The following is a 25,267-nucleotide window of genomic DNA, read 5'->3' as shown; positions in this document are numbered from 1 at the left end:
ATGAAATACGCATTTCCCGATAATTTCTGGTGGGGCAGCGCAAGCTCCGCCCTCCAGACCGAAGGGACACGAGAGGGTGAAACCACCTGGGATTACTGGTTTGCCCGCGAGCCAAACCGTTTTCATAATGGCGTGGGACCGCAGCACACCTCCACGTTTTATCAACACTGGAAAACGGACATTCAGCTGTTAAAGCAGCTGAACCACAACAGCTTTCGCACCTCGATTAGCTGGGCGCGCCTGATCCCCGACGGTATCGGTGAAGTGAACCCGGAAGCGGTCGATTTTTATCATCAGGTCATTGATGAGCTGATTGAACAGGGTATTACCCCGTTTATCACCCTGTTCCACTTCGACATGCCGATGGCGATGCAGGAGATTGGCGGCTGGGAAAACCGCAACGTGGTGGACGCTTACGCCCGTTATGCGCAGATTTGCTTCGATCTGTTTGGCGATCGCGTGCTGCACTGGTTTACCTTCAACGAGCCGATTGTGCCGGTGGAAGGCGGCTATCTGTACGATTTCCACTATCCCAACGTGGTGGATTTCCGTCGTGCGGCCACCGTGGCGTATCACACCGTGCTGGCGCATGCGCAGGCGGTACGCGCTTACCGTGCCGGGCACTACGCCGGGGAGATCGGTATCGTACTGAACCTGACGCCGTCCTATCCGCGCTCGCAAAACCCGGCTGACGTCAAAGCGGCACACATTGCGGACCTGATGTTTAACCGCAGCTTCCTTGACCCCGTCCTGCGCGGCGAATACCCGGCGGATCTGGTGGCGTTGCTGAAATCTTACGATCAGCTCCCCGCCTGCAAACCGGAAGACAGTTTCCTGATTGCGGAAGGAAAAATCGACCTGCTCGGCATTAACTATTATCAGCCGCGTCGCGTGAAATGCCGTGACAGTGCGGTGAACCCACAGGCCCCGTTTATGCCGGAGTGGTTCTTTGATAATTACGAAATGCCTGGCCGCAAGATGAATCCATACCGTGGCTGGGAAATTTATGAGCCGGGTATTTACGATATTCTGATTAACCTGCGCGACAATTACGGTAACCCACGCTGTTTTATTTCTGAGAACGGTATGGGTGTCGAAAATGAACAGCGCTTTATTGAGAATGGTCAGATAAACGATCAATACCGCATCGATTTTATTTCCGAACATTTGGCCTGGCTGCATAAAGGTATTAGCGAAGGGTGCCAGTGTCTTGGCTACCATATGTGGACCTTTATTGATAACTGGTCGTGGTGTAATGCGTATAAAAATCGCTACGGATTTATCCAGCTCGATTTAACTACCCAGCAGCGCACCATCAAGAAAAGCGGCGAGTGGTTTGCCGCCACCGCATTAAATAACAGTTTTGACAGAGAGTCAGTGTAATGATCGCATTAGAAGAAGCCGTAATGGAAATTATCGTCAACGCCGGTCAGTCGCGTAGCCTGTGCTTTGAAGCCCTGCACGCGGCGCGTCAGGGCAACCTTGACGAAGCCAAAAGCCTGCTGCGCGAAGCCGATGGCTACGCGCGCCAGGCGCACAAAATGCAGACCAAATTGATCGAACAGGATGCGGGCGAAGCCCGCCAGCCGATGACCTTAATAATGGTTCACGCGCAGGATCATTTAATGAATTCCCTGCTGGCACGTGAATTATCCGAAGAAATAATCCATTTATATCAGAGATAATGTATGGCGAAAAAACGTTAATGTAATCACTCTGTACCTAAAATAGAAATCCACTTGTTCTGATGATAGCGACAAACTCTGTCAGATCGGAGCGGGATGGTTATTGTCTGAATAAAATTAAACTATATTGAGATAACCATGAATTATATTAAAAAACTTCCATTAACCATGGCGGTTGTCGCCGCGCTTTGCCCAATTTCTGTACTCGCACAAGAATTTACGCAAGAGCAAATCGACGCCATCGTGGCGAAAGCGGTAGACAAAGCGCTGGCCGAACGGCAGGCCAAAATGGACGCCGCCGTCGCGAAAAAAGCGGACGTGGTCACCGAACCGCAAAGCGCGGCGCAATCACCGGACCTCGCGATTCCGTTTGGGGTTAAATTTACCGGCTATGCCCGCTACGGCGCGCACTTCCAGGCAGCCGATCAGAAATACGTGGCGGTAGACGGTTCCTATAACGGCGCATCCGCGATTGGTCGTCTGGGTAACGAAGGCAACGGCGGTGAATTCCAGCTCTCCAAAGCCTTCAAGGGCGACAACGGTGCCATATGGGACATCAACGTGATGATCGACCACTGGGGCGACGAGGTTAACCTGAAAAAAGCCTATGCCGGTGTGACCAACATTATGGCCTCCAACCCGAACGCCTACTTCTGGGCCGGCCGTGACTTCCACCAGCGTCCACAGCAGGGTATCAACGATTACTTCTGGATGAACCACGACGGCCAGGGTGCCGGGGTGAAGAACTTCGACATCGGCGGCGTGCAGTTTGACGTTGCCGCGGTGGCCGCGGTGGAATCCTGTAGCCCGGAAGTGATGGAAGATGAGGCGAACCCGTCGCGCATTACCTGTACCGGCGGTTCCGGCACGGGCGACAAGGGTAACTACGCTGCGACCTCAAAAATCCACGGCATGAAAGTCGGCCCGCTGGATCTGGAGCTGTACGCGAACTACGGTTTTGACTCCAAAGCCATTGAGAGTGAAGAGCGTCTGAAGGCCTGGCAGGGCGGCGTGGTACTGAGCCACACCAACGACAGCGGCGTGAATAAGGTGATTGCCCGTTATTCTGATAACGCGGACAACAGCGTATTCAACAAAACCGAGGATCTGACGACGGTCTACGCCAGCTTCGAAGGGCTGTACAAATTCACCCAGGCCACGCAGGTGGAGTACATCCTCGCCTTCCACGACTACGACAACAGCCGCGATAAAACCGACAACCGTAAGAACTACAACGCCATCGTGCGTCCGATGCACTGGTGGAACGACGTTCACTCCACCTGGCTGGAAGCGGGCTGGCAGCACGTGGATTACGACAATGGCGGTGATAACAAAGGCTGGAAGCTGACCCTGTCGCAGAACATGTCTATCGCCATGGGGCCTGAGTTCCGCCCAATGCTGCGCTTCTACGTGACCGGCGGCAAAGTGGATAACGAACGCACCGCCCGTGTGAACGGTACAAAAGATGAGACGCTGGATGATTTCAACGTCGGCGCGATGTGGGAAGCGTGGTTCTAAGCAAGGTAAAAGCAAAACGGCAACGCACGTTGCCGTTTTTCGTGTTTGCGCCCTCTCCCTGTGGGAGAGGGTCGGGGTGAGGGCATCAAGCCACACCGCACCCGGCAAGACCCATGTTATGCTACACAAAAACCAACATAACAGGGGAGAACATGGGTTCCACACGTAAAGGAATGCTCAACGTTCTGATCGCCGCCGTTTTATGGGGCAGCTCAGGGGTTTGCGCGCAGTACATCATGGAGAAAAGCCAGATCTCGTCCCCTTACCTGACGATGATTCGCCTGCTGTTTACCGGCGTCATCTTGCTGACCCTCTCCTTCGTGCATGGCGACAAGATTTTCTCGGTCATCAAACATCGTAAAGACGCCCTCAGCCTGCTGTTTTTCTCGCTGGTTGGTGCGCTCACCGTCCAGCTCACCTTCCTGCTGACGATTGAAAAATCCAACGCGGCGACGGCCACCGTGCTGCAGTTTCTCTCGCCAACGATCATCGTCGCGTGGTTCGCGCTGGCGAGGAAAAAACGTCCCGGCGTGTTTGTTTTATCCGCCATTTTGACGTCACTTGTCGGCACCTTCCTGCTGGTCACCCACGGCGATCCAACCTCGCTCTCCATCTCCCCTGCCGCCCTGTTCTTCGGTATCGCCTCGGCCTTTGCCGCCGCGTTTTATACAACCTACCCGTCGACGCTGATCGCCCGCTACGGCACGCTGCCGATTGTTGGCTGGAGTATGTTAATCGCGGGGGTCGTGCTGACGCCGTTCTACGCCGGACGCGGGACCACCTTCGTGATTGATGGCAGCCTGCTGCTGGCGTTTTTCTATCTGGTGGTGATTGGCACGGCGCTGACGTTCAGCCTGTATCTGAAAGGCGCGCAGATGATTGGCGGGCCGAAGGCGAGCATTCTGAGCTGTGCCGAGCCGCTGAGCAGCGCCCTGCTGTCGGTGATTTTGCTTGGGGTGGCGTTTACGCTGCCGGACTGGCTGGGCACGCTGCTGATTGTGTCGTCGGTGGTGCTGATTTCGATGGATTCGAGAAGACGGGTTCAGACATCGGCGTAGCCTGATGCCCTCACCCCATCCCTCTCCCACGGGAGAGGGAGAAAAGCATTACTTCGCCTTAACCTTCCCCGCCACCAGCAGCGCGGTCAGCAGCATCAGGGTTCCTGAAATCACCAGCGGTGACGTCAGCCCCAGATGGTCCAGCGCAACGCCGCCGATCGCCGCACCGCAGGTGTTCGCCAGCTGGATCACCGCGACCTGAATCGACCCGGCTTTTTCCGCCTGATCGGCGAGCGAGCGGGTGATCCACGTCGACCAGCCCACCGGCACCAGCGCAAAAGCAAAGCCCCAGATAATCGCAATCGCCGACGCAACCCACTTATCGCTGCCCCACAGCACCAGCACCGCAGCGCTAATTGCCAGCACCAGCGGCGCGCCCGCCAGCGCCACTTTCAGGGAACGCTTCAGGAACGCGGACGACAGCGAGGTGCCGACAAAGCTGGCGATACCGAAGCTCAGGAGCACCAGCGTCAGGCCATCCACATCAAACCCGGCCATGTTCATGAATACCGGGCGGATATAGGTGAAGAAGGCAAACTGTCCGGCAAATGCCATAAAGATGGCGGTCATCCCCGCCAGCACGCCCGGGCGCTTCAGCAGGCTGAACATATTCTGTTTATGGTGTGCCGCTTCCCCCGGTAAGGACGGCAGCGCTTTCCAGACCCAGAGAATGCAAAGCACCCCCATCACCGCGGCAGCGTTAAAGACGTTACGCCAGCCGATGATCCCGCCAAGGAAACTGCCCAACGGCGCAGCAATGACCAGCGCAATCGAAACAGCACCAAAGATCACGGAGAGGGCTTTCGGCACGGTGCGCGCGGGAACCAGACGCATGGTGAGCGAGGCCGACATCGCCCAGAAGCCGCCTAATCCCAGCCCCAGACAGGCGCGACCCAGCAGCAGCAGGGTGAAGTTATTGGCAAAAGAGACCAGCAGGCAGGAGAGCGTCAGCAGCACGCTGAACAGAATGACCACTTTACGGCGGTCGATGGTGCCGATCACCTGGGTAATAAACAGGCTCGCGAACATCGCCACAAAGGCGGTCACGGTGACGGACTGCCCCGCCACGCCTTCGGAAATGCCCAGATCCTGCGCCATCGGCGTCAGCAGGCTCACCGGCAGAAACTCAACGGTAATCAGGCAGGCAACGCAAAATGCCACGGAGAAAACCGCCGACCAGTTGGGGCGAGTGACCTCCTGGGTCTGCGGTCTGGGTGTGGGCTGAATGTGTTCTGTCATGGCGTCACCTGAAGATAAAAACGTGCGGAAAAGTCGCGCAGTTTATCATCAAAAGTGTGACGGATTTAACGATTTGACAACTTTTGTCGTTTTTATTGAGCCTGGAGAGAGCGTCGTCGACTGATACCTTTTCTGCATAACGAAAATGAAAATTCAGTATCCACATTTGAGGTGAAACAATCATAGCGTCTGAAAAGGAGAAACTATGAAAACACGTAATTTATCTCAAAATCTTACCGTCAGTGCCGTCGGCTACGGTGCCATGGGTCTGAGTGAATTTTATGGCCAGACTGATGACAACGCCTCGCTGCGGGTATTGCATAGCCTCATCGATCTGAACGTGACGTTTATTGATACCGCAAATTTATATGGCCGTGGTCATAATGAAAGACTAATCGGTCATTTTCTTGCCGGGCTGGATAAAAGCACTCGCGAGCAGTTCAAAATAGCCACGAAATGCGGCATCGATCGCTCTCCCGACGAGTCTTATGCCCGCACCATCAACAATACGCCTGACTATATCATCCGCTGCTGTAATGAGTCCCTCAAGCGGCTTGGCGTGGAGCGAATCGACCTCTTTTATCTACACAGACTGAGTAACACCACCCCGGTCGAAGAGAGTATGGATTGTCTGCGCACCCTTGTGAAAGAGGGCAAGATCAACCACATCGGCCTTTGCGAAGTGTCGGCGTCAACGCTGCAACGGGCCCATGCGGTACATCCGGTCACCGCGCTGCAAACGGAATATTCTCTCTGGACACGCGATATCGAGGAAAGCATTCTGCCGGTCGTGAAAGCGTTAGGCATTGGTCTGGTGCCCTACTCGCCTCTTGGCAGAGGCTTCCTGACGGGAAAATACCTGAACAATAGCGAATTTGCAGAGGGTGATTTCCGTAAAAATAACGAGCGCTTTATGCAGTCCAGCCTTGATCATAATCGCCAGCTGCTCGATGTCATCCACCCGCTGGCGGCGAAATACGGCTGTACCGCGGGTCAGATTGCCCTTGCCTGGCTGTTAGCGCAATACGATCGGCTGGTTCCCATCCCGGGCACTAAGCACACCGGCTATCTGGCCGAGAACGCGCGCGCTGCCAACATTGAGCTTGAGAAGAGCGATATTGAATCATTGAACAACCTGCATCGCCGGATAGCGATTAAAGGCGATCGCTATTCTGCCGAGGGTATGAAGGGCGTGAACGCCTGATACCTCATCAAGAAAATAAAAAAACCGGGTTTTCCCGGTTTTTTTATTTCGGATACGCCGTGCCGTTAGCGATAAACGCTCAGCGCGACGCCTTCCCCACCACCTACGCACAGCGCGGCGACGCCACACTTGCCGTCATTACGGACCAGGGCATGAACCAGCGTCACCACAATCCGGCAGCCGGATGCGCCTATCGCATGCCCAAGCGCGATTGCCCCGCCGTAAGAACCTGACCCATAATGACCTGAGAGATATCACTGGCCTCTACGCCAGATTCTTTCAGGAGCGCCTGAATGACCCAGCTTCCCAGGTCAGCGGCGGAATGCTCCGCAAGCGCGCCCAGAAATGCGCCCGTCGCCGTGCGGCGGGCTGCAATAATGACAACCTCGCTCATGCGTCACTCCCTTTCAGTCCCGGCAACGTATGACCCGTCGCAGCGATTGCCGCGCGGTAGGCGGTAAGACCGTTCATACAGGCGGGAACGCCGGCATACACCGCCATCTGTATCACAATTTCAAGCAGCTCTTCCGGCGTCACGCCGGTGTTGAGCGCGCCTCTCATGTGCAGTTCCAGCTGCGGCATAGCATTACCCAGCGTCACAAGCGAGGCGACAGTCAGCATTTCGCGCGTTTTGAGCTCCAGTCCCGGACGTCCCACCACATCCCCGAACGCATAGTCGGTTATCAGGGCGGGCAGGCCCGGGTCCAGTTCGCTCAGGCGGCGGGTGACTTTATCCGCGAGCCCTGCTTCAAGACGGTCCATGATCTCTCTGCCATAGCGCGTGCGGTCATTAATTTGACTCATAAGATTTCTCCATACGGGATTGTTTTGCGGTCAAGGTTGCAGGAATAACCGCGACAAGCAGAACGGACAGGCCGATAGCCGTGCCGGCGACGATATACAGGAGCGGCATTGAAAATGATGAAACCATCCAGGCACCGACCGACGCGCCGATACCAATGGCGGTATTGAAAAACGAAACGTAGATTGCGGAGGCCGGGAAGGCTTTATCTTCAGCCATACGTAAAACCCACGTCTGGAAGCCGACAAATATTCCTGACACGGCAACGCCCCAGATAATCATGCTGGTGAATATCAGCGCAGCAGAGAGCGAGGAACCTGACAGGCCCAGAAACAGCAGCACTGCACAGATCAGCAGTACAGACAGCGAAACCGTCAGCTTGAGATACTTATCAATCATCACGCCGGTCAGGAAATTACCGGCCAGACCCGCGATGCCGTAAACAAAAAGCACGGCGGGAATAAAGGCGGTGGACAGTAAACTCTGCGTGTGAAGCCAGGGTTCAATGTACGTAAAGGCGGCAAAGTGCGCCGTAACAGCCAGCAGGGTTGCTGAGTAAATTTTCCACAGGGTAGACGATTTCAGCACACCCTTAAGCGCATCCAGGCCAAGCGCGCTTTTGCTGGCGATCTGGGGAACAAGCACGCTAATACCCACAAAGGCAATTACGCTCAGCGCGGCCATCAGCCAAAATGCCTGCCGCCAGCCGAAGTGGATACCAATGTAGTTGGAAACCGGTACGCCAAAAACGCTTGCTGCGGAAACGCCACCAAATACGATTGACGTCGCCGCACCAATATATCTGGCAGGAACCATGGCAACCGCCGTTGCGCCGATCATCGCCCAGAATGCACCGTGTGCAAGCGCGCCCAGCACGCGGGCACTAAGCAGCATTCCGTAGGTGTTTACCGTCGCGGCCATGACGTTAGAGATCAGAAGCACCACGGTGAGCACGAGTAAAAGCCGCTTCTTAGCCACATTGCCTAAAAAGACGGAGGCAAACAGCGCACTCAACGCCCCCACCCAGGCATAAAGCGACACGGTCATGCCCACCGCGGATTCCGAAGACCGTAATCCCTCTGCGATTGGCGTTAATAATCCGACCGGCGCCAGTTCGGTAGTGACAATAGTAAACGTTGAAATAGCCAGAATGAATAACGCAAGCCATGACCTTAACGTCATATTTTGCGGAGAGAGTTCTGAAGTCATACTACTTACCTCAATAATGGTTTAAATAATGTGCCAATTTTTTTCTGCTGCATATCGGGTAAGCGCGGAATGCTCTCCCACACAGACGGGATGCCCAATGGCTTCGAGCATTGGAATATCCGAAAGATCGTCACCGTAGGCATAACAATCCGCTGGATTAATCTCCTTATCCCGGCAAAACGTCATCAGGGCATCTTTTTTACCCGCTCCAATTGTTTCGGGCAGGCCGATTTCCCCCGTCAACTCGCCTGCGTCATTTATTATTAACGGAGCACAGAGTATGTCCGTTACCCCAAGATATTTCGCAATGGGTGACAGAATCGGAAGCATAGAGCCCGATATAAATACGATGTACATGTTCTGTCTCTGATGGCTTTTAAGTGCTGAAACGGCACTCTCAATAAAAAATTCGTTTTCTGGCTTACGCCTGAACCATTCATCGCCCATTTCTTCCAGATAACGACAAGACACACCTTTAAACTGGCGATAATACTCTCTGTTCAGTGTCTCCCTTGGCACACCGTTTTTTACGTCGACGCGAAAACGAGACATATAGCGTTGAAGACGATCGTTTTGATTATTTTCCCTGCACCAGAAGTCATAGAAATCAAACATGCTTTTAATATTTATTAGCGTCTCATCAACGTCAAAAAATGCGGCGTGGTTTCATCGCGCCACTGACGATACTGCTGATAGTTATGCGCGGGCACCTCAACGTGACGAAGCTGAATATAATTTGATTCGGGTAAGCTCTTTTTATTATCGATTGGGGATTCAACAAACTTAAGCAGTTCGCGACGAATATCGGCAGAAAGAACAGCAGAGAAACGATGGAACATGGATTCCATTTCACTCTCAGCCCACGCAATTTCTTTAATGTCATTAAAAGCGCGCAGTTCCAGCAGTTCATTAACACCGTTTTCTTCACAGGAATAGTAGCGAACGTTTTCATTGCTTTTTAAGGAAGTAAAATCTTTCTCAGTAAAAGTATTTTTTAACGGGAAGCGTGATACCAGTACATATTTAGACGACATAATTACTCCGAATATTGATTGAGTGAGGATTCGGGTAGAAATTTATCAATATAGGAAACAATTGGAATTGTTAAATTTGTAATATATTTTTGGTATTACTGTTGAAATGGGTTTACTGCCCGCATTTAGCGTGTAATATCGAAATGGAAAAAAGACGAAATACCTTTTCGCATTCAGGACCCACGTATGGCCACAGCAGAACATTTAATCAGCAATAACCTGCCCAGTATCAAACAATTACAATGCTTTCTCGCTGTCGCACATGAACTGAACTTCCGTAAGGCTGCCGAACGCCTACGCATGACTCAACCGCCATTGACGCGTCAGATAAAATGCCTTGAAGCGGTTCTGAAACGTCAGTTGTTCAGCCGCAACACGCATGACGTTAGCCTCACAGAAGCAGGCCGTGCGCTGGTTGTTCAGGCTGAAAAAATACTCAAAGACATCAGTAACCTAAAAGAAGATCCTCTCTCTTCTGAAACGAGCCTGCGTATTGGACTCACACGGACCCTTAATTTTGAATATATTGAACCCGTGAATACCCAGCTTCACAAAATGAACGCGGGAGATGATGTCGAAACGCCGGACCTGACGTCAGCCCAACTGCTGCAAAGCTTGTCTAAAAACATGCTGGATCTGGTGCTGACCGGTGAAAAAGGAACGGGTCATGAAGACATTGTTCAATACCGCTGGGTCTGCCAGGAACCGTTGCTCATCGCAATGCCCTCTTTACACCCTGCCAGCCTGAAAGAGAAAGTCGCGCTGGAGGATATTAGCGATCTTCCCATTTTCTGGTTTTCCAGAAGTGCCAACCCGTCATTTTACGACAAATGCGAAAGCTACTTTGATACGCTGAAAACGCCTCTGAAGCGGATAAAAGAGCCGGATGATACCCTTGTGATGCTAAGCCGTATCGCAAGAGGGAAAGGATTTGCGCTACTGCCTCAGTCGAAATGCACCTTTAATCAGGAAGGACTTTGCTACCGTGAACTCACGGACGCCGAGGCAAAAAGGTTAAACATAGATATCTATGCCGCCACTCGCCTCAATGAAAATAGAGAGGAGATTCTTAACGCACAGAATGTGTTATGCGGGAAAACGGCTTAATGCAGGTAAAACACGCCCTCTTCCGGCAGGAAAAGCTGGTTATAGCGCAACTGGAAGGCGTTTAGCTCCTGCGGATCGGGCTCCATTTCACGCATAAAACCCAGCGTCAGACGGACCTGCGCGTCCGTGATCGGCGCGGCCAGACGGGCTTTACGCAGCATACGGTGCCAGGCAAGCAAATTCTCTTCACTGCCGTCGACAATGCAGACCTGCCAGATCAGCAGCACCTGGGCCGCGTTTTGCAGATGCGCTTCGTCCGGGCGTTCAAGGTAGCGGATAAACTCATTGCCGGGCGTTTTACCGAACTGATCGATCATCGATTCTACAGGAACCGGGGTGATCCCCAGCCGCTCGCTCAGGCGTTTAATTGCGCGACGTGAATCTGAGGTCAGGACCCGAAATCCCACCACAAACACCACGGCAAGCGTTGCCAGCATTATCCAGACCATGCGTTCTCCTCTACGTCAGCCGCTCATCATAGCGGGAAACGCGCGGCGTCGACAGCGGGCAAGGCCATAATAGTGCAGTGAAAAAAGGTGGAAAATCGTTATGAGGGCAGCGCCACGTGTGCTGGCGAGTAGTGCGCGGAAGACAGCCCGCGCAGAACGGGCTGCGGGGCTGTTGCTTTAGACCGGTCAACGTACCTGCAGCCCTTTCAGCAGCGCGTCATGGAAGCGCTGAGGGTCCTGCATCTGCGGCGCATGGCCCATGTCGTTAAACTCAACCAGCGTCGCATGCGGAATGCGTTTTTCCGTCTCCTTACCCAGTACTGCATAGTTGCCCAGCGTCTTGCGGATCGCCGGCGGGGCGAGGTCTTTCCCGATGGCGGTGTTGTCTTTGGTGCCGATCATCAATAATACCGGCATCTTCAGTTCACCAAATTCGTAGATCACCGGCTGGGTATAAATCATGTCGTAAAGCAGGGCTGAGTTCCAGGCGACACGCGTTTTGCCCGGCCCATTGTTCAGCCCGGCCAGCATCGTCACCCAACGCTCATACTCCGGCTTCCACTCCCCGGCATAGTAGGTATTTTTCTCGTACTGACGAATACCATCGGCGCTGGTTTTAAGTTCACGCTGATACCACTGATCGACCGTAATATGCGGTACGCCGCGGGCTTTCCAGTCTTCTAAACCAATCGGGTTAACCATCACCAGCTGTTCCACTTCCTGCGGCCACATGAGCGCGTAGCGGGTCGCCAGCATGCCGCCGGTCGAGTGCCCAATAACCGTCACGCGATCGACGCCGAGCTGCTTAAGCAACGCGTGGGTGTTATCCGCCAGCTGCTGGAAGGTGTACTGGTAATGCTCGGGTTTGGTGGATTTACAAAAACCAATCTGGTCTGGTGCCACCACGCGGTATCCGCTGGCGGAAAGCGCGCGGATAGTCCCCTCCCACGTTCCGGCGCAGAAGTTTTTACCGTGCATCAGCACCACGGTGCGGCCGTTGGGTTTTTCTGGCTTAACGTCCAGATAGGCCATATCAAGCGGCTGATGTTGCGAGGTAAAGGTGAAATGCTTAACCGGCCAGGCGTAATCAAACCCCTCCAGCTTCTCGCCGTACGTCGGCGCATCCGCCGCCAGGGCGGGGGAGGCAAGCGCCACCAATAGCGCAAGACAGGATAGTCGTCGGTTTACCATGCAAGCTCTCCATAACAAAACGGACAAAAGCCGCGGGGTGCGGCAGCAAAATTAAAATGTAGAGCATTGCAGGGAGCGGGTCTGTAAAGGGGGGTAAAGGTGGGATGTAAAAAAAAGCCCGGCGGTCAACCGGGCAAAGAAGTTACCTGCACACTCAGGCTACTTTTAATTTCTGCATCCGATTTTCACGGCGGATCTTACGTTCTTCCAGCACCGCGACCATCGCCATCAGGACGATACAGCCGATGGCGGCGGCATCCAGCGCGGCAAAGGTGCCCGCCCAGCCGGTGAGGCCGAAAATCGGCGTGCCGTCGGCGATCATACCCAGACCCAGCTTGGCGAAGCTGTCACCGATCAGGTAGGCGAAGGTGCCTTTAATTCCATCGGCAGCGCCGATCGCTTTTTTCGGTACGAAGCCAACTGCTGCCACGCCGATCAGCAGCTGTGGACCAAACACCAGGAAGCCGAGCGCGAACAGGGACGCCAGGTAAACGTACTGGTTGCTGGCGTGCTGGTAGACGCCGAGCGTGGCGATAATCAGCGCCAGCGCGACGCAGGCCACCAGCGCACGGCGACCATTGGCGAGGTCCGAGAGCCAGCCCCACAGCAGCGTGCCGACCAGCGCGCCCACTTCGAACAGGGTGAAGCCCTGAATCGCAACTTCTTTGGAGAGCTTCAGCTCCTGGAAGGCATACACGGTCGACCACTGATCGATACCGATACGCACCACGTACAGGAAGATGTTGGAGAAGCATAGCAGCCAGATCACTTTGTTTTTCAGCACGTACTCAACAAAGATCTGCCATTTGGACATCTCGTTTTCTTCGGTCTCTTTGTCCTCTTCGCTGATCTCCTCACCGAACAGCTCTTCGGCTTTGCCGAGGCCGTACGATTCCGGGGAGTCGCTGCCGTAGCGCAGGCCAATAAAGCCGACGATCAGGGCGATAATCGACGGGAAGATAAACATGCCGATCACGTGGCCGTCGAACAGGTAGTTTGCGCCGAACAGCGCCACGCCTGCCGCACCCGCCCCGCCGAGGTTGTGGGAGATGTTCCACATGCCGAGGTACGAACCACGCTTGCGGCGAGGGGTCCATTTAGTGATGGTGGAGTAACTGCACGACCCGCCGGTACTCTGGAAGAAACCGCTCAGGGCGTAGAAGGCGATCATCATGAACAGGCTGACGGAGCCCGCGCCCATGCTGGCGCTGAAGCCGAGCATACAGATGGCGGAGAGGATCAGCATAAACGGCAGGAACTGCTTGGTGTTTTTGCCGTCCGCGTAGTAGGAAACGACGGTTTTACCCACGCCGTAAGTGATGGAGAAGCCCAGGCCAATCATCCCCAGCTGCGTCATGCTCAGCCCGTAGGTTGAGATCATGTCGTTCTGCGCGATGTTAAAGTTTTTGCGGATCAGGTACATGGTCAGGTAGCCGATAAAGACCACCAGGTAAGACTGCATGAACGGTTTGAACCACATTTTACGCCGCACATCGAGCGGCAGATCCAGGGTCGGTTTGCGCACCTGATTTAAGAAGGCCAGCATGATTGGTTTACTCCTGAGCTGATTTTTGCAGCATTGTAAAAACCAGCCGGGAGCGACGCCTGAGACAGCGTCCAGGTGAAACCAGGAAAATTTCTTAGTTTTGCGCCATTCGGGATGAAAAGGTGAAGCACATCACGCTTCGTGTGCCTCGCGCGGCGCCTGCGCATGCAGGAACGGCAGCAGCAGCAGGGCCGAAATTCCTGCCGCGATGGCGATCACGGCAAAGAAACCGCTCCAGTGCCAGACGTCGATCACCCGCGCCAGCGGCCAGCCGGAGAGCGAAGCGCCAAGGTAAGCAAACAGCCCGACAAAGCCCGTCGCGGCCCCCGCGGCGTCTTTGTGTGAACACTCCGCCGCCGCCATGCCGATCAGCATCTGCGGGCCAAAGACGAAAAAGCCGGTGGTGAAGAAACACGCCGCCTGCATCACGTAGCTGGCAAACGGCATCAGCCATAGCGAACCAACGGAAAGTAAAATCCCGGCGGCGAAGATCAGGTTCATCGGCCCGCGGTTACCGTTGAAGAGCTTATCCGAGCCCCATCCCGCCACCAGCGCGCCGATAAAGCCGCCCAGCTCGAACATCGTCACCGCCGAGTTGGCGGTCACCAGATCGACGCCCAGGGTTTCGGACATATACAGATTGCCCCAGTCGTTGATCGCCGCACGCACCACGTAGACCAGCACGTAGCAGAGGGAGAGTAACCAGATATAGGGATTTAACAGCACATATTTGGTGAGGATCTCTTTACGCGTCAGCCCTGCACCTTCCTGCTGTTGAGCGACTTCCATCTCGTCGTGCCGCCAGTCGCCTACCGCGGGCAGGCCCACGGTTTGTGGCCTGTCACGCAGTCGCCAGCAAAGAAACAGCCCGGCAACGATCGCCAGCCCGCCGGCAATCATCATTCCCGTGCGCCAGCCGTAGTGCAGCGCCGCCGCCCCGACCACCATCGGAATAAGCGCCCCCCCGACGTTATGCGCCGTGTTCCAGATAGCCCACCAGCCGCCACGCTCGTTGCGCGAGTACCAGGCGGTGAGCAGACGGGCACACACCGGCGCGCCCCATCCCTGGAAAAAGGCGTTCAACGCCCACAGCAGCGCAAAGGCCCAGAGCGAGGTGGAGAAGCCAAACAGAATGTTCACCACCCCGGTGGCAATGAGTCCAGAGCCCATAAAATAACGGGCATTCGAACGGTCGCTGACGATACCGGAGAAGAACTTCGACAGGCCGTAGGTGATGTAAAACAGCGTCGCCAGCAGACCAATATCGGTGCGTGTCATCACCCCGCTGGCGAGGATTTCCGGCGCGGCGGCGTTGAAACTTTTGCGGGTAAAGTAAAAAAGCGCATACCCCAGCCAGATGGTGATCAGGATATGGCGACGCCAGTAACGATAGCGGGCGTCAATTTCACGTTTATCGTTTAGCGGGGCGGCATTCGCCGGGGTTTTAAACATGCTGACTCCTCAGCGGTAAACTGACGCTGACGCGCGTGCCGTGGGTGCAGGAGATCGTCAGGGTGCCACCCAACGCTTTGACGCGCTCACGCATGCCCGCCAGGCCAAAACCCAGCTGGCCGGAGCCCGGCGGCAGACCGCAGCCATCATCTTCAATCACCAGCATCAGGCGTTCATCCTGTTGCCATCCCTGCAGCGTTACCGCGCTGGCGCTGGCGTGCTTAACAATATTATTCAGCCCTTCCTGACAGACGCGGAACAGCGTGACGCGCTGGCCCTCGCTCAGCAAAGATTCATTGATGCGCCAGTCAAGATGACTGACGATCCCGCGGCTTTCCAGCTCCATCTCGCGCATCAGAGACCGTACCGCCTGCTCAAGCGTAAGATCGTCCAGCTGGCGCGGTCGCAGCCTGCCAAGCAGTCGCCGCACCGAGTCATACACGCCAAGAGAGAGCTGTTCGATATGTGCCCCGCCCTGCTTTACGCCGGCGTTTTCGGCCGCCAGACGCTGAACGATGCCCGCCTGAGTGCGAATGGCGGTAATGGTCTGGCCGATGTCATCGTGCAACTCGCGGGCCACCTCCTGCCGGACGCTCTCTTCCGTTTCCAGCAGGCGTTCTGCCAGACGGCGATTACGCGCCAGCTCAGTTTGTAATGAGTGGTTAAGTTCACGCAGGCGCTGAATCCCGGCCCCCAGCAGCAGCCCGGTCAGGCTCTGGGCCAGCAGGGAGAGCAGTAAATCGACGGGGTGATCGTGCCAGGTCTGGCTGGCAATCAGCGCGATAGCGTTCATCAGGGTGGCAATCAGCGCGCCCTGCCAGCCGTAGTGCCACGCAAGGGCAATAATCGGCAACGCCAGGCAAAACGGGGTAAAGCGCGACAGCTCATCGGGCAGGCCAAGCTGCAGCCACAGGCTGATCGCAAACAGCAGCAGATACCAGATAAGATGCCGGGCGCGCCAGTTTACCGGCTGAGAGACCAGCGCCGGTCCGAGCGGCTGCCAGACGGTACTGGTGAGGTAGTGCCAGATAACCAGACAGGTGGGAGCCAGCGTCAGACCGCCGGTCAGCGTCAACAGAAGGGCGTTAAGCATCTCCTCCTCGCCGGTCCAGGGCAGGGACTGCAACAGCGCGGCGGCAATCAGCGCAGCCCCCTGACGCAGCAGCGTGCGCCAGTCGCGCTGGTGACGATAACGGGAGATCAGCGCCACCGGGATCAGCGTGAGTACGCTGCCCGTCACCAGTAAAGGCAAGTGCGCCAGCGCCACCTCCTGCGCCAGCCAGACCAGCATCAGCCATTCGGCGCCCAGCAGTACCGGCCAGAAACCGCGCGGGCATTGCAGCATCAGCCCCAGACGCAGGCCAAACGGGAAAAGCAGCACCGCCAGCTCCGGGCGTTCAACCAGATGCAGGCTGATGCTCCACAGGCAGAACCAGGCGGCGGAGAAAATGGAAAAACTGGCAGCAACGGCGATCAGCCGTGAAAACAGCGGGTTCATTGCCAGCTGTCGAACATGCGGCGCGCCAGCTCAACGTCATTACTGACGCCGAGTTTTTCCATCAGATTAGCGCGGTGAACGTGAACGGTTTTTGGCGACAGCCCCAGGTCCACGGCAATCTCTTTCACCGACATCCCCTGTGCCAGTTTTTCTGCCACCTGACGTTCGCGTCGGGTGAGTGGGTCTTGTCGCCCTGCCGCCAGCTTGATGGCGATATCCGGCGTCAGGTAGCACCCGCCGGTGGAGACCGTGCGCACGGCAGCGATCAGTTCGTCCGGGCTGCAGCGCTTGGAAAGAAATCCGCGTGCGCCTGCGTTCAGTGCCTGCTCCACCAGCGCCGGGCTGTCATGGACCGAGAGCATCACGATCGCCATCCCTTTCGGCAACTGGCTCAGCAGCTCAAGCCCGGAGAGATCCGGCATCGAGATATCGCAGATACAGACCTGGACACCGCGCCCGGGCAAACCTGCCAGCGCCTCGCGACCGGAGCCGAACTCCGCCACCACCTGAAAATCAGGCTCAAGGTTCAGCAGCTGGGCAAATCCGGAGCGGACGATGAGGTGGTCGTCGATAAGGGCGATGGTGGTCATGGCGCGTTCCTGGCGGGTTAAAAAACGCGCTTACCTTAACGATAAGCGCGTGGGGGTTCAAGCTTTGCGCTATTTACTCGAAGAACACCGCAATTTTGTTAAACATGGTGGGATCGGACTGGTTGCGCACCACTTTCTCGACATCTTCCAGCTTGTCGATCTGCGCAATCATCTGCTCCAGACGCTGATCGTCATTCACCAGTAGCCAGATGCGGCTATGCTCGCTGCCCTGAATGGGCAGACAGAGGATACCTTCCACGTTAAACGCGCGGCGGGCAAAGAGCCCACAGACGTGCGTCATCACGCCTGGGTGGTTGCGGACGGTGAGTTCCAGAATGACGTTATCATGTTGTTTCTGCATGGCTTATTCCCCCACCATCTCAGTATTTGCCGCACCTGGCGGCACCATCGGGTACACTTTTTGTTCAGGATCGATACGCACGTGGATCAGCGCCGGACCAGGACGAGAAATCGCCGCCTGCAGCGCCGCATGAGGGTCCGCTTCGGCGTTCAAATCGCAGGTATGCAGGCCAAAACCGGCGGCAATCTGCATAAAGTTAATCGTTCCTGGATAGGTCGCGGCAAACACGCCCTGCGTATAGAACAGACTCTGCTGCTGGTGCACCAGCCCCAGCGCCTGGTTGTTCATCAGGATGATTTTCACGTCTAACTGGTTTTCGGCTGCCGTCGCCATTTCCTGAATGTTCATCATCAGGCTACCGTCACCGGAGAAGCAGATCACCTTGCGATCGGGGTTGGCCAGCGCCGCACCCACTGCCGCCGGCAGGCCAAAGCCCATGGTCCCCAGCCCACCCGAGGTCAGCCACTGACGCGGACGGTTCAGCGGGTAGGCCTGGGCGGTCCACATCTGGTGCTGGCCAACGTCGGTGGTGATAATCGCGCTGTCATCAACGCAGGCGGCCACGGCGTTAATCAGCCCGTAATGGCTCAGCGGGTCCCCCTCGGTTGGGATAGCGCCCGGGAACTCTTTTTGCAAATCGGCAACCAGCTGACGCCAGTCGGCGCGATCGGAAGCGTCCGTTTGCGGAATCAACTGCGCCAGCACCTCGGCAACATCACCCTGAATCGCCACGTGCGGTTGCTTGATTTTACCCAGCTCGGCACGGTCGATATCCACATGGATGATTTTGGCGTTCGGGCAGAACTGCTCGGTCTTGCCAATCGCCCGGTCATCAAAACGTGCACCCAGAACAATCAGCAAATCCGCTTCTTGCAGAATGTAGTTCGTGCTGCGCGCGCCGTGCATCCCCAGCATACCCAGCGACAGCGGGTGCGCTTTTGGCAACATACCCAGCGCCATCAGGGTCATGGTGGTGGGCAGGCTGGCTTTCTCTGCGAGCTGGCGTACCGCGTCGGAGGCATTAATCGCCCCGCCCCCCAGATAAAGCACCGGGCGTCTGGCGGCGTTAATCATCGCCGCTGCAGCCTGCACGCTCTCTGCGCTGAACTGCGGCGCTGGCGCACGTTCACCCGGCTCCGGCAGCACGTCAATCTCGATCTCTGCGGTCTGAACATCCTTAGGAATGTCTATCCACACCGGGCCGGGACGGCCGGATTGCGCAATACGAAACGCATCGCTGATAACCTGAGGAAGCTCGGCGATATCGCGAACTAAATAGTTATGTTTAGTGATGGGGATAGAGATGCCGTAGGTATCCACTTCCTGAAACGCATCGGTACCGATCATGGAGGACGGCACCTGGCCGGTGATGCAGATCAGTGGAATTGAGTCCAGGCGCGCGTCGGCGATAGCGGTGACCAGGTTAGTCGCACCCGGGCCACTGCAGGCCATACAGACCGCGGGTTTGCCCTGCGTACGCGCCATGCCCTGAGCGATGAAACCCGCGCCCTGCTCGTGACGCGCCAGAACGTGACGAATCTGCGTGCTTTGGCTTAACGCATCATACAGCGGCAGCACCGTGCCGCCCGGGATCCCCGCAACCGTGGTGATGCCCTGTCGTTCCAGCAAATGAACGATTAACTGCGCGCCCGTGAAACGCGTTTTGGTGGATGTTGTGCCCGAACTTGCCATGCTCCAGTCCTTTTCTTCTGGGCCGACTTTCCGGGGAGGGTACTTAAACGAAAAACCCCGCCCGGTTTGCGCCGGCGGGGTTTTGGATTCGTGTGTTGATCCAGTCCCTACGGCGCATTGCCGACGACCACCACCACACGCACGACGACCACTGCGGCTGGTTGCGCAGTTGCTAGTAGGGTCGAGGTGAACATGGATGCTGTCATTGGGGACCTGTGTTTGGAATCTATTGATAGAATTTATACAAACACAGCTTTTCGGGCATGACAATGGAAATATTTTCATCTGCGCAAAAATGCGTCGAAGATCACGTTTCGTTTGTTGCGTGCAGAAAACAAAAAACCTCGCCTGAGCGAGGTTTTTTTTCAGAGGTTTTGCGGTTGGTCGCCGCAGAACACACTGTGTTACGTCAACGCAAAAAGTATACGCGATCGAAGACGAACGCGCAATTCAGGCACGGATTTTGACGTTTTTGAGTATGGACCGCCTTCTGAATTTTGTCCAAAAAAATACTGTTCATGCATACAGTACTTATCTATACTGAGGGTGTTCGCAGTGAGCGAGGGGGCCGCAGTTCTACCGGCGCAACGAAGTCCTGGCTGAAACGGGTGGTGCCGTCAGTGCCTTAACCCCCTGAAGTGAGCACACTGTGTTACGTCAATCCAGGTGCTGGTCACAGGCGGCGGAAAGGTACGCCAGCATCGTGCTCCTTTTAACCAAAAGGAGACGCGTATGAGCGTAGTGGATATGGTGATACTTATCCTCAAACTCATTGTTGCTGTACTGCAACTACTTGATGCTGTCCTGAAATACCTTCGGTGATTCAGGTTCAAGTCGCACCTGAGAGGGGCGGGCAACCGCCCCTCTTTAATAACGAGGGAATGCTATGTCGCGTCTGTTAATTGAGCCTGTCACGCCAGAAGAACCAGGCTATATCGCCTTAAAGGCCGAAAGTATCGCATCGAATTTCAACATGCTGCGCCGGCTGGAAGAGAACTGGCAGCGCGGTGAAAACCGTTTTAACGCACCGGGCGAAAAGCTGCTGGGCGCCTTTTTGAACGGCAAGCTGGTGGGCGTATGCGGTCTTAACCGCGATCCCTTCAGCCAGCAGCCGCGCGCCGGCCGCATTCGTCATCTCTACGTCAGCGAGAAGTGCCGCGGGCTGGGCATTGGTAAGCAGCTTCTGACCGTGGTAATGGCCGATGCCAGCATCTGGTTTGATTTTCTCAATACCCACGCCCCGGACGCTGCCTACGGGTTTTATCATCAGGCGGGCTTTACGCTGGTCTCGGATGAACCACGGGTCACACACCGTCTGTTTTGCGCGGTGTGACCGGCTGGCAGCATCAGGTGGTGAATGTTACAGTTGAGTGACAATTCACCGCCAGATACGCCATGACCATTACCGTCTTCTGCATTTTACTGTTCGCCGCGCTGCTGCATGCCAGCTGGAACGCCATTGTTAAAGCCGGTACAGACAAGCTCTATTCAGCAATCAGCGTTAGCGGTTCCGCCGCGTTTATCGCCCTGGTATTACTGCCCTTCTCCCCACAGCCGTCTGCTGCCAGCTGGCCGTTTTTAGGGGTCTCCTGCGCGCTGCAGGTGGTGTACACGGTGCTGGTTGCAAAGACCTACCAGGTCTCCGATATGAGCCAGACCTATCCGCTGATGCGCGGTACGGCACCGCTGCTGGTGGCATTGATAAGCGTGCTGGTGCTGGGAGATAGCCTGTCATGGCTCGCGTGGTCCGGCATCGCCGTGATCTGCCTGTCGATTCTGGCTATGGCCATGAACGGCCGCATGACGTCGCGTAAGGGGGTCTGGCTTGCCCTGCTCAATGCCTGCTTTATCGCCGGGTATACGCTGGTCGATGGCACCGGCGTGCGGTTATCAGACACCGCGCTGGGCTATACGCTATGGACCTTCTTTATGAATGGTTTCTGCCTGCTCTTCTGGGCGATGTTGGCGCGCCGACGCGAAGCTTCCAGATACCTGCGTACGCACTGGAAAAAAGGGCTGCTCGGGGGTATCGGCACCATGGGCTCTTACGGGCTGGCGCTCTGGGCGATGACCCAGGCTCCGCTGGCCGTGGTCGCCGCCCTGCGTGAAACATCCATCCTCTTCGGGGCGCTGATCGCATTTGTGCTGTTAAAAGAGAAGGTTGCGGGACTGCGTATCGCGGCCGCAGTGGGAATTGCGGGCGGGGCGATCCTGCTGCGCCTGGCATAAATCACTGGCAACATTAGTTGCCGATCTTGTTTACAAATCCTGCCTTTACCCCTTCTGACATTCATCACAGGAATGCTTAATTTGTCATCTCTCTGTGGTAGATTCCTCGCGCATTTATGGGAATGCGTAGTCACTTATTCTTTATTTCTCTCTTTTGGCAAAAGTATTCAGCGACATGAAAAAACACAGGAACGTTAACTTATTGTTGATGCTGGTGTTACTGGTGGCCGTCGGTCAGATGGCGCAAACCATCTACATTCCGGCGATCGCCGATATGGCAAAGGAACTTAACGTCCGCGAGGGCGCAGTACAGAGCGTAATGGCAGCTTATCTGCTGACCTATGGCGTTTCGCAGCTGTTCTATGGACCGCTGTCTGACCGCGTCGGGCGTCGCCCGGTGATTCTGGTGGGTATGTCCATTTTCATGGTGGCGACGGTGATTGCCATTACCACCCATAACCTGACCATATTGATTGCCGCCAGCGCCCTGCAGGGTGTCGGCACCGGCGTCGGAGGGGTGATGGCGCGAACCCTGCCACGCGATCTCTATCAGGGCACCCAGCTCCGCCATGCCAACAGTTTGTTAAATATGGGGATTCTGGTGAGCCCTCTGCTGGCGCCGCTGATTGGTGGCCTGCTCGATACGATGTGGTCCTGGCGTGCCTGCTACGCTTTCCTGCTGGTGCTGTGCGTGATTGTGACCTTCAGCATGGCGCGGTGGATGCCGGAAACCCGGCCAACGGACGCGCCACGCACCCGCCTTATCACCAGCTATAAAACGCTGTTCGGCAACGGCGCGTTTACCTGTTATCTGCTGATGCTGGTTGGTGGCCTGGCGGGTATTGCCGTGTTTGAAGCCTGCTCCGGCGTGCTGCTGGGTGCCGGGCTTGGCCTGAGCAGCATGGTGGTCAGTATCCTGTTTATTCTGCCCATCCCGGCCGCGTTCTTTGGTGCCTGGTTTGCCGGCCGTCAGAACAAGCGTTTCTCAACGCTGATGTGGCAGTCGGTGATCAGCTGCCTGCTGGCAGGTCTGATGATGTGGATCCCGGGGCTGTTTGGTGTGATGACCGTCTGGACGCTGCTGATCCCGGCGGCGCTGTTCTTCTTCGGCGCGGGGATGCTGTTCCCGCTCGCCACCAGCGGCGCAATGGAGCCGTTCCCGTTCCTCGCAGGCACGGCGGGCGCACTGGTGGGGGGACTGCAGAACATCGGTTCCGGCGCGCTGGCCTGGCTTTCGGCGATGATGCCGCAAACTGGCCAGGCTAGTCTGGGGTTGCTGATGACGCTGATGGGGCTGCTGATTTTACTGTGCTGGCTGCCGCTGGCGTCGCGTGTTCCCCATCACGAGCAGCCGGTTTAACCGCATGATGGCCCGGCTTCTCGCCGGGCTTTTCACAAACAGGCGCGATCATGGCCTGCAGCAACGGCTCTGGCGCAGGACGCCAGGCGCCCTCTTCCCCGTCGTAAAACTGAATATCCGCGTTGATAGCGTAGGGAATTTTGGCCTTTTGCAGTTCGCAGGCCATAAACGAGGCAAACGCCATTTGCGATGCGGTTGGGGTGAAGTGGTTTGATTCACCCACGCCCCAGCCGCCCACCCAGCTGACGTGACCGGTTTTTTGCTGCCAGTGCAGCGCGGTCGCAATACGATTATGGATAGCCGCTTTCTCCGCCACCGTCCCGGACGTCCACGGATATTTACCGTTACTCTTTAGCGGACCCCACGGGAAAATGTGCCACTCCGCCAGCAGATAATTTTGGCTGTGCGCCGGGAGTTTCAGGCTGGAGAGGTCCTCTGGCGCAGCCCGCAGACGTGGCGCGATGAAGATCATGCGATTAGCATCAATTGCATGAATGTCTTTGACGGTTTTCTCGTAAACCCGGTTAAGCGGCGCGGCGTTATGGTTGAGCTTGTCCGCCGGTTCATAAATCAGGTCAAAACCCAGCAGGGGATAGCTTTGGCCGAAGTAGTGCGCCACGGCAATCCACCAGTTAATCACCTCTTTTTCCGTCTCGGCTTTCGGGTCGTTTTTATATTCATCGGCCTGATAAGTGATAATCGGGATCACCCCGTATTGCTCGCAGGCTTCCACCAGCTTACGCAGATGAATCAGCCGCGCTTCCGTCGGTTCATCGGCCACGCGGATACGCACATGGCTGATACCCTTCGCACGAAAATCGCGAACCACCAGCGGATCGAACTCCCGAATGCCGCGCTCGGTGCGCGCCCAGTCTACGTCCATCCCCACGCCCAGCTTTTGCGCATAAAGCGCAGCCGTCAGCGGTGGCTCAGCGGCAATCACCCAGCCGGAAGAGAACAGTAACGCAGTGGCAATCAAAGGCTTTAACACGGTGTACCTTGCGAGAAATCAAAAGCATTACCTGTATTTAGCACGCTTTTTCACATTTGGTGTAGCGCCAAAGCGTAATAATTCTTCAGCCAGCCAGTTCTCTCAGCCAGCTAATAAAGGCATCAATTTTCGGCCACTGTCGTCCTGGCAGGGTCGACATGTAGTAATGCTGATGGCATTTAAGCGTTTTCTCCCCAAACGGTGCAATCAACTCACCGCGTTCGAGCCGCTTTTGTACCAGCCGTTTTCGCCCCATCGCGACCCCGACATGGTTCATTGCCGCGACAATCGCTAAATCAGAGCGATCGAAGCCAATGCCCGATGATGATGGCATGTTCACTGCAAAATGCGCCGCCCAGCTGAGCCATTCATCGGTACCGGAATCATTGCTCCAGGCCTGGCGATCGTGCAGGAGCGTACAGTGGCTGAGGTGGGCGGGGTTTTTCAGCAGGTCATGTTCCCGGGCATACGCCGGCGAGCAGACGGGTAAAATCGCCTCGTCCATCAGGAAGTGATGCGTCAAATTGGCTGGCGGCGTATCGTCGAAATAGAGCGCCAGATCGATACCGGTTCGCTGCATATTGACGTTTTCATTACCGGTCAGGATGGTCAGCGAGATCGCGGGATAACGCCGGGTGAAATCCCCGAGCATGGGCACCAGCCAGCACTGGGCAATCGACGGACGAGAGTAAACCGTCAACGTGCCGGACAGCGCCTGATTCTTGATATCCAGGATCTCCTGGTTCAACGTATCCAGCGACGATTTCAGCGTCCAGTAGACGCGTTTCCCCTCCTGCGTCAGCTCCACTTTACGGTGGGAGCGGACAAACAGCGCTATCCCTAACTCCTCTTCCAGCAGGTTGATACGGTGGCTCACCGCACTGGGGCTGAGCGACAACTCCTCCGCCGCCAGCGCGAAGGACTCGTGGCGGGCGGCCACTTCAAACGTATACATTTTTGACAGCTGCCAGCCGTTTAACAGCCGGTTTCGGCCTTCATTTGCGTCATTCATCGCACTTCTCACACGGACTTTTGCTGCTCAGGATACCGCT

At 56.0% G+C, this 25,267-nt stretch carries 27 protein-coding genes and 1 pseudogene; 10 read left to right on the top strand and 18 right to left on the bottom strand.

Annotation, left to right across the window (positions count from 1 at the left end; genetic code table 11):
- From AB6731_RS17440 to AB6731_RS17425, 4 genes are all read left to right on the top strand, one after another.
- Complete coding sequence (locus AB6731_RS17440; protein ID WP_020882721.1) at positions 1–1,383, top strand: glycoside hydrolase family 1 protein; 1,383 nt, start codon at positions 1–3, stop codon at positions 1,381–1,383.
- A complete protein-coding gene (locus AB6731_RS17435; RefSeq protein ID WP_014168006.1) occupies positions 1,383–1,685 on the top strand; it encodes a PTS lactose/cellobiose transporter subunit IIA in 303 nt (100 codons plus the stop codon). Before AB6731_RS17440 ends, AB6731_RS17435 begins: the two co-directional genes overlap by 1 nt.
- A 138-nt stretch (positions 1,686–1,823) precedes the next feature.
- Positions 1,824–3,203, top strand: a complete 1,380-nt coding sequence (locus AB6731_RS17430) for a carbohydrate porin (RefSeq protein WP_014168005.1) — start codon at positions 1,824–1,826, stop codon at positions 3,201–3,203.
- 152 nt (positions 3,204–3,355) lie between these two features.
- Positions 3,356–4,261, top strand: coding sequence for a DMT family transporter (locus AB6731_RS17425; RefSeq protein ID WP_020882723.1), 906 nt, complete (start codon positions 3,356–3,358; stop codon positions 4,259–4,261).
- A 48-nt stretch (positions 4,262–4,309) separates the two neighbouring features.
- Here the strand turns inward: AB6731_RS17425 and nepI are convergent, their stop codons facing one another.
- Positions 4,310–5,500 carry a purine ribonucleoside efflux pump NepI gene (gene nepI, locus AB6731_RS17420; protein ID WP_044865934.1) on the bottom strand — a complete coding sequence of 397 codons (1,191 nt, stop codon included), beginning with the start codon at positions 5,498–5,500 and terminating at the stop codon, positions 4,310–4,312.
- Between the two features lie 205 nt (positions 5,501–5,705).
- Here nepI and AB6731_RS17415 point away from each other — a divergent pair, with 205 nt between their 5' ends.
- Positions 5,706–6,704 carry an aldo/keto reductase gene (locus AB6731_RS17415; RefSeq protein ID WP_020882725.1) on the top strand — a complete coding sequence of 333 codons (999 nt, stop codon included), beginning with the start codon at positions 5,706–5,708 and terminating at the stop codon, positions 6,702–6,704.
- A gap of 65 nt (positions 6,705–6,769) precedes the next feature.
- Here the strand turns inward: AB6731_RS17415 and AB6731_RS17410 are convergent.
- The 6 genes and pseudogenes from AB6731_RS17410 to AB6731_RS17385 form a co-directional block, all read right to left on the bottom strand.
- A pseudogene (locus AB6731_RS17410) lies at positions 6,770–6,925 on the bottom strand (acetyl-CoA C-acetyltransferase); the annotation flags it as partial.
- Positions 6,895–7,098 (bottom strand): acetyl-CoA acetyltransferase, encoded by a 204-nt coding sequence (locus AB6731_RS17405; protein WP_032679297.1) that lies wholly within the window; start codon positions 7,096–7,098, stop codon positions 6,895–6,897. The gene AB6731_RS17405 and the pseudogene AB6731_RS17410, both read right to left, overlap by 31 nt.
- Entirely contained in the window at positions 7,095–7,508 is a 414-nt protein-coding gene (locus AB6731_RS17400; RefSeq protein WP_025206518.1) for a carboxymuconolactone decarboxylase family protein, read from the bottom strand. The genes AB6731_RS17405 and AB6731_RS17400 overlap by 4 nt, the downstream gene beginning before the upstream one ends.
- Positions 7,495–8,715 carry an MFS transporter gene (locus tag AB6731_RS17395; protein ID WP_025206519.1) on the bottom strand — a complete coding sequence of 407 codons (1,221 nt, stop codon included), beginning with the start codon at positions 8,713–8,715 and terminating at the stop codon, positions 7,495–7,497. Before AB6731_RS17395 ends, AB6731_RS17400 begins: the two co-directional genes overlap by 14 nt.
- A 21-nt stretch (positions 8,716–8,736) precedes the next feature.
- Positions 8,737–9,330 (bottom strand): HAD family hydrolase, encoded by a 594-nt coding sequence (locus AB6731_RS17390; RefSeq protein ID WP_371006604.1) that lies wholly within the window; start codon positions 9,328–9,330, stop codon positions 8,737–8,739.
- Between the two features lie 14 nt (positions 9,331–9,344).
- Positions 9,345–9,749 (bottom strand): hypothetical protein, encoded by a 405-nt coding sequence (locus AB6731_RS17385; RefSeq protein ID WP_371006603.1) that lies wholly within the window; start codon positions 9,747–9,749, stop codon positions 9,345–9,347.
- Between the two features lie 186 nt (positions 9,750–9,935).
- Between AB6731_RS17385 and AB6731_RS17380 the strand changes: the two genes are divergently transcribed.
- A complete protein-coding gene (locus AB6731_RS17380) occupies positions 9,936–10,856 on the top strand; it encodes a LysR family transcriptional regulator (protein WP_020882730.1) in 921 nt (306 codons plus the stop codon).
- Here the strand turns inward: AB6731_RS17380 and AB6731_RS17375 are convergent.
- The 9 genes from AB6731_RS17375 to ivbL all read right to left on the bottom strand — a co-directional run bounded on the left by AB6731_RS17375 (position 10,853) and on the right by ivbL (position 19,841).
- Entirely contained in the window at positions 10,853–11,305 is a 453-nt protein-coding gene (locus tag AB6731_RS17375; RefSeq protein WP_014167992.1) for a DUF1198 domain-containing protein, read from the bottom strand. The genes AB6731_RS17380 and AB6731_RS17375 overlap by 4 nt on opposite strands.
- A 186-nt stretch (positions 11,306–11,491) precedes the next feature.
- Positions 11,492–12,496, bottom strand: a complete 1,005-nt coding sequence (locus AB6731_RS17370; RefSeq protein WP_050737661.1) for an alpha/beta fold hydrolase — start codon at positions 12,494–12,496, stop codon at positions 11,492–11,494.
- 154 nt (positions 12,497–12,650) lie between these two features.
- Positions 12,651–14,042, bottom strand: coding sequence for a hexose-6-phosphate:phosphate antiporter (gene uhpT / locus AB6731_RS17365; RefSeq protein WP_020882733.1), 1,392 nt, complete (start codon positions 14,040–14,042; stop codon positions 12,651–12,653).
- Between the two features lie 132 nt (positions 14,043–14,174).
- Positions 14,175–15,494, bottom strand: coding sequence for an MFS transporter (locus AB6731_RS17360; RefSeq protein WP_014167989.1), 1,320 nt, complete (start codon positions 15,492–15,494; stop codon positions 14,175–14,177).
- Positions 15,487–16,992, bottom strand: coding sequence for a signal transduction histidine-protein kinase/phosphatase UhpB (gene uhpB, locus AB6731_RS17355; protein WP_025206526.1), 1,506 nt, complete (start codon positions 16,990–16,992; stop codon positions 15,487–15,489). Before uhpB ends, AB6731_RS17360 begins: the two co-directional genes overlap by 8 nt.
- Positions 16,989–17,582, bottom strand: coding sequence for a transcriptional regulator UhpA (uhpA, locus tag AB6731_RS17350; RefSeq protein ID WP_014167987.1), 594 nt, complete (start codon positions 17,580–17,582; stop codon positions 16,989–16,991). Before uhpA ends, uhpB begins: the two co-directional genes overlap by 4 nt.
- 73 nt (positions 17,583–17,655) lie before the next feature.
- Positions 17,656–17,943, bottom strand: coding sequence for an acetolactate synthase small subunit (gene ilvN / locus AB6731_RS17345; RefSeq protein ID WP_014167986.1), 288 nt, complete (start codon positions 17,941–17,943; stop codon positions 17,656–17,658).
- A 3-nt stretch (positions 17,944–17,946) separates the two neighbouring features.
- The gene (ilvB, locus tag AB6731_RS17340) at positions 17,947–19,635 is read right to left on the bottom strand and encodes an acetolactate synthase large subunit (protein WP_020882735.1); all 1,689 of its coding nucleotides are present in this window, start codon (positions 19,633–19,635) and stop codon (positions 17,947–17,949) included.
- A 107-nt stretch (positions 19,636–19,742) separates the two neighbouring features.
- On the bottom strand, positions 19,743–19,841 hold the full coding sequence (gene ivbL, locus AB6731_RS17335) for an ilvB operon leader peptide IvbL (protein WP_071605430.1): 99 nt from the start codon (positions 19,839–19,841) through the stop codon (positions 19,743–19,745).
- 526 nt (positions 19,842–20,367) lie between these two features.
- On the opposite strand from ivbL, the gene tisB reads away from it, so the two are divergent.
- The 4 genes from tisB to emrD all read left to right on the top strand — a co-directional run bounded on the left by tisB (position 20,368) and on the right by emrD (position 23,224).
- A complete protein-coding gene (gene tisB, locus AB6731_RS17330) occupies positions 20,368–20,457 on the top strand; it encodes a type I toxin-antitoxin system toxin TisB (RefSeq protein ID WP_020684667.1) in 90 nt (29 codons plus the stop codon).
- 64 nt (positions 20,458–20,521) lie between these two features.
- A complete protein-coding gene (locus AB6731_RS17325) occupies positions 20,522–20,968 on the top strand; it encodes a GNAT family N-acetyltransferase (RefSeq protein ID WP_014167984.1) in 447 nt (148 codons plus the stop codon).
- Between the two features lie 62 nt (positions 20,969–21,030).
- Positions 21,031–21,864 (top strand): EamA family transporter, encoded by an 834-nt coding sequence (locus tag AB6731_RS17320; RefSeq protein ID WP_073397505.1) that lies wholly within the window; start codon positions 21,031–21,033, stop codon positions 21,862–21,864.
- 175 nt (positions 21,865–22,039) lie between these two features.
- Positions 22,040–23,224, top strand: a complete 1,185-nt coding sequence (emrD, locus tag AB6731_RS17315; RefSeq protein ID WP_020882737.1) for a multidrug efflux MFS transporter EmrD — start codon at positions 22,040–22,042, stop codon at positions 23,222–23,224.
- On the opposite strand, the gene AB6731_RS17310 is transcribed toward emrD, so the two are convergent.
- Together AB6731_RS17310 and dsdC are read right to left on the bottom strand one after the other, a co-directional pair.
- Positions 23,127–24,215 carry a cellulase family glycosylhydrolase gene (locus AB6731_RS17310; RefSeq protein WP_371006602.1) on the bottom strand — a complete coding sequence of 363 codons (1,089 nt, stop codon included), beginning with the start codon at positions 24,213–24,215 and terminating at the stop codon, positions 23,127–23,129. The genes emrD and AB6731_RS17310 overlap by 98 nt on opposite strands.
- A gap of 85 nt (positions 24,216–24,300) precedes the next feature.
- Complete coding sequence (dsdC, locus tag AB6731_RS17305) at positions 24,301–25,227, bottom strand: DNA-binding transcriptional regulator DsdC (protein WP_025206531.1); 927 nt, start codon at positions 25,225–25,227, stop codon at positions 24,301–24,303.
- Between the last annotated feature and the right edge of the window lie 40 nt (positions 25,228–25,267).

The organism is Enterobacter sp. RCC_40 (assembly GCF_041360735.1).
In the GTDB taxonomy this organism is placed as follows: domain Bacteria; phylum Pseudomonadota; class Gammaproteobacteria; order Enterobacterales; family Enterobacteriaceae; genus Enterobacter; species Enterobacter ludwigii.
The sequence above is the reverse complement of the archived record's forward strand: the minus strand, read 5'-3'. Positions and strand labels throughout refer to the sequence as shown.

Excerpts from the sequence above, each read along its gene's own strand:
- AB6731_RS17440 (WP_020882721.1), top strand. The coding sequence starts at position 1 with ATGAAATACGCATTTCCCGATAATTTCTGGTGGGGCAGCGCAAGCTCC.
- AB6731_RS17435 (WP_014168006.1), top strand. The coding sequence starts at position 1,383 with ATGATCGCATTAGAAGAAGCCGTAATGGAAATTATCGTCAACGCCGGT.
- AB6731_RS17430 (WP_014168005.1), top strand. The coding sequence starts at position 1,824 with ATGAATTATATTAAAAAACTTCCATTAACCATGGCGGTTGTCGCCGCG.
- AB6731_RS17425 (WP_020882723.1), top strand. The coding sequence starts at position 3,356 with ATGGGTTCCACACGTAAAGGAATGCTCAACGTTCTGATCGCCGCCGTT.
- nepI (WP_044865934.1), bottom strand. The coding sequence starts at position 5,500 with ATGACAGAACACATTCAGCCCACACCCAGACCGCAGACCCAGGAGGTC.
- AB6731_RS17415 (WP_020882725.1), top strand. The coding sequence starts at position 5,706 with ATGAAAACACGTAATTTATCTCAAAATCTTACCGTCAGTGCCGTCGGC.
- AB6731_RS17405 (WP_032679297.1), bottom strand. The coding sequence starts at position 7,098 with ATGAGCGAGGTTGTCATTATTGCAGCCCGCCGCACGGCGACGGGCGCA.
- AB6731_RS17400 (WP_025206518.1), bottom strand. The coding sequence starts at position 7,508 with ATGAGTCAAATTAATGACCGCACGCGCTATGGCAGAGAGATCATGGAC.
- AB6731_RS17395 (WP_025206519.1), bottom strand. The coding sequence starts at position 8,715 with ATGACTTCAGAACTCTCTCCGCAAAATATGACGTTAAGGTCATGGCTT.
- AB6731_RS17390 (WP_371006604.1), bottom strand. The coding sequence starts at position 9,330 with ATGTTTGATTTCTATGACTTCTGGTGCAGGGAAAATAATCAAAACGAT.
- AB6731_RS17385 (WP_371006603.1), bottom strand. The coding sequence starts at position 9,749 with ATGTCGTCTAAATATGTACTGGTATCACGCTTCCCGTTAAAAAATACT.
- AB6731_RS17380 (WP_020882730.1), top strand. The coding sequence starts at position 9,936 with ATGGCCACAGCAGAACATTTAATCAGCAATAACCTGCCCAGTATCAAA.
- AB6731_RS17375 (WP_014167992.1), bottom strand. The coding sequence starts at position 11,305 with ATGGTCTGGATAATGCTGGCAACGCTTGCCGTGGTGTTTGTGGTGGGA.
- AB6731_RS17370 (WP_050737661.1), bottom strand. The coding sequence starts at position 12,496 with ATGGTAAACCGACGACTATCCTGTCTTGCGCTATTGGTGGCGCTTGCC.
- uhpT (WP_020882733.1), bottom strand. The coding sequence starts at position 14,042 with ATGCTGGCCTTCTTAAATCAGGTGCGCAAACCGACCCTGGATCTGCCG.
- AB6731_RS17360 (WP_014167989.1), bottom strand. The coding sequence starts at position 15,494 with ATGTTTAAAACCCCGGCGAATGCCGCCCCGCTAAACGATAAACGTGAA.
- uhpB (WP_025206526.1), bottom strand. The coding sequence starts at position 16,992 with ATGAACCCGCTGTTTTCACGGCTGATCGCCGTTGCTGCCAGTTTTTCC.
- uhpA (WP_014167987.1), bottom strand. The coding sequence starts at position 17,582 with ATGACCACCATCGCCCTTATCGACGACCACCTCATCGTCCGCTCCGGA.
- ilvN (WP_014167986.1), bottom strand. The coding sequence starts at position 17,943 with ATGCAGAAACAACATGATAACGTCATTCTGGAACTCACCGTCCGCAAC.
- ilvB (WP_020882735.1), bottom strand. The coding sequence starts at position 19,635 with ATGGCAAGTTCGGGCACAACATCCACCAAAACGCGTTTCACGGGCGCG.
- ivbL (WP_071605430.1), bottom strand. The coding sequence starts at position 19,841 with ATGACAGCATCCATGTTCACCTCGACCCTACTAGCAACTGCGCAACCA.
- tisB (WP_020684667.1), top strand. The coding sequence starts at position 20,368 with ATGAGCGTAGTGGATATGGTGATACTTATCCTCAAACTCATTGTTGCT.
- AB6731_RS17325 (WP_014167984.1), top strand. The coding sequence starts at position 20,522 with ATGTCGCGTCTGTTAATTGAGCCTGTCACGCCAGAAGAACCAGGCTAT.
- AB6731_RS17320 (WP_073397505.1), top strand. The coding sequence starts at position 21,031 with ATGACCATTACCGTCTTCTGCATTTTACTGTTCGCCGCGCTGCTGCAT.
- emrD (WP_020882737.1), top strand. The coding sequence starts at position 22,040 with ATGAAAAAACACAGGAACGTTAACTTATTGTTGATGCTGGTGTTACTG.
- dsdC (WP_025206531.1), bottom strand. The coding sequence starts at position 25,227 with ATGAATGACGCAAATGAAGGCCGAAACCGGCTGTTAAACGGCTGGCAG.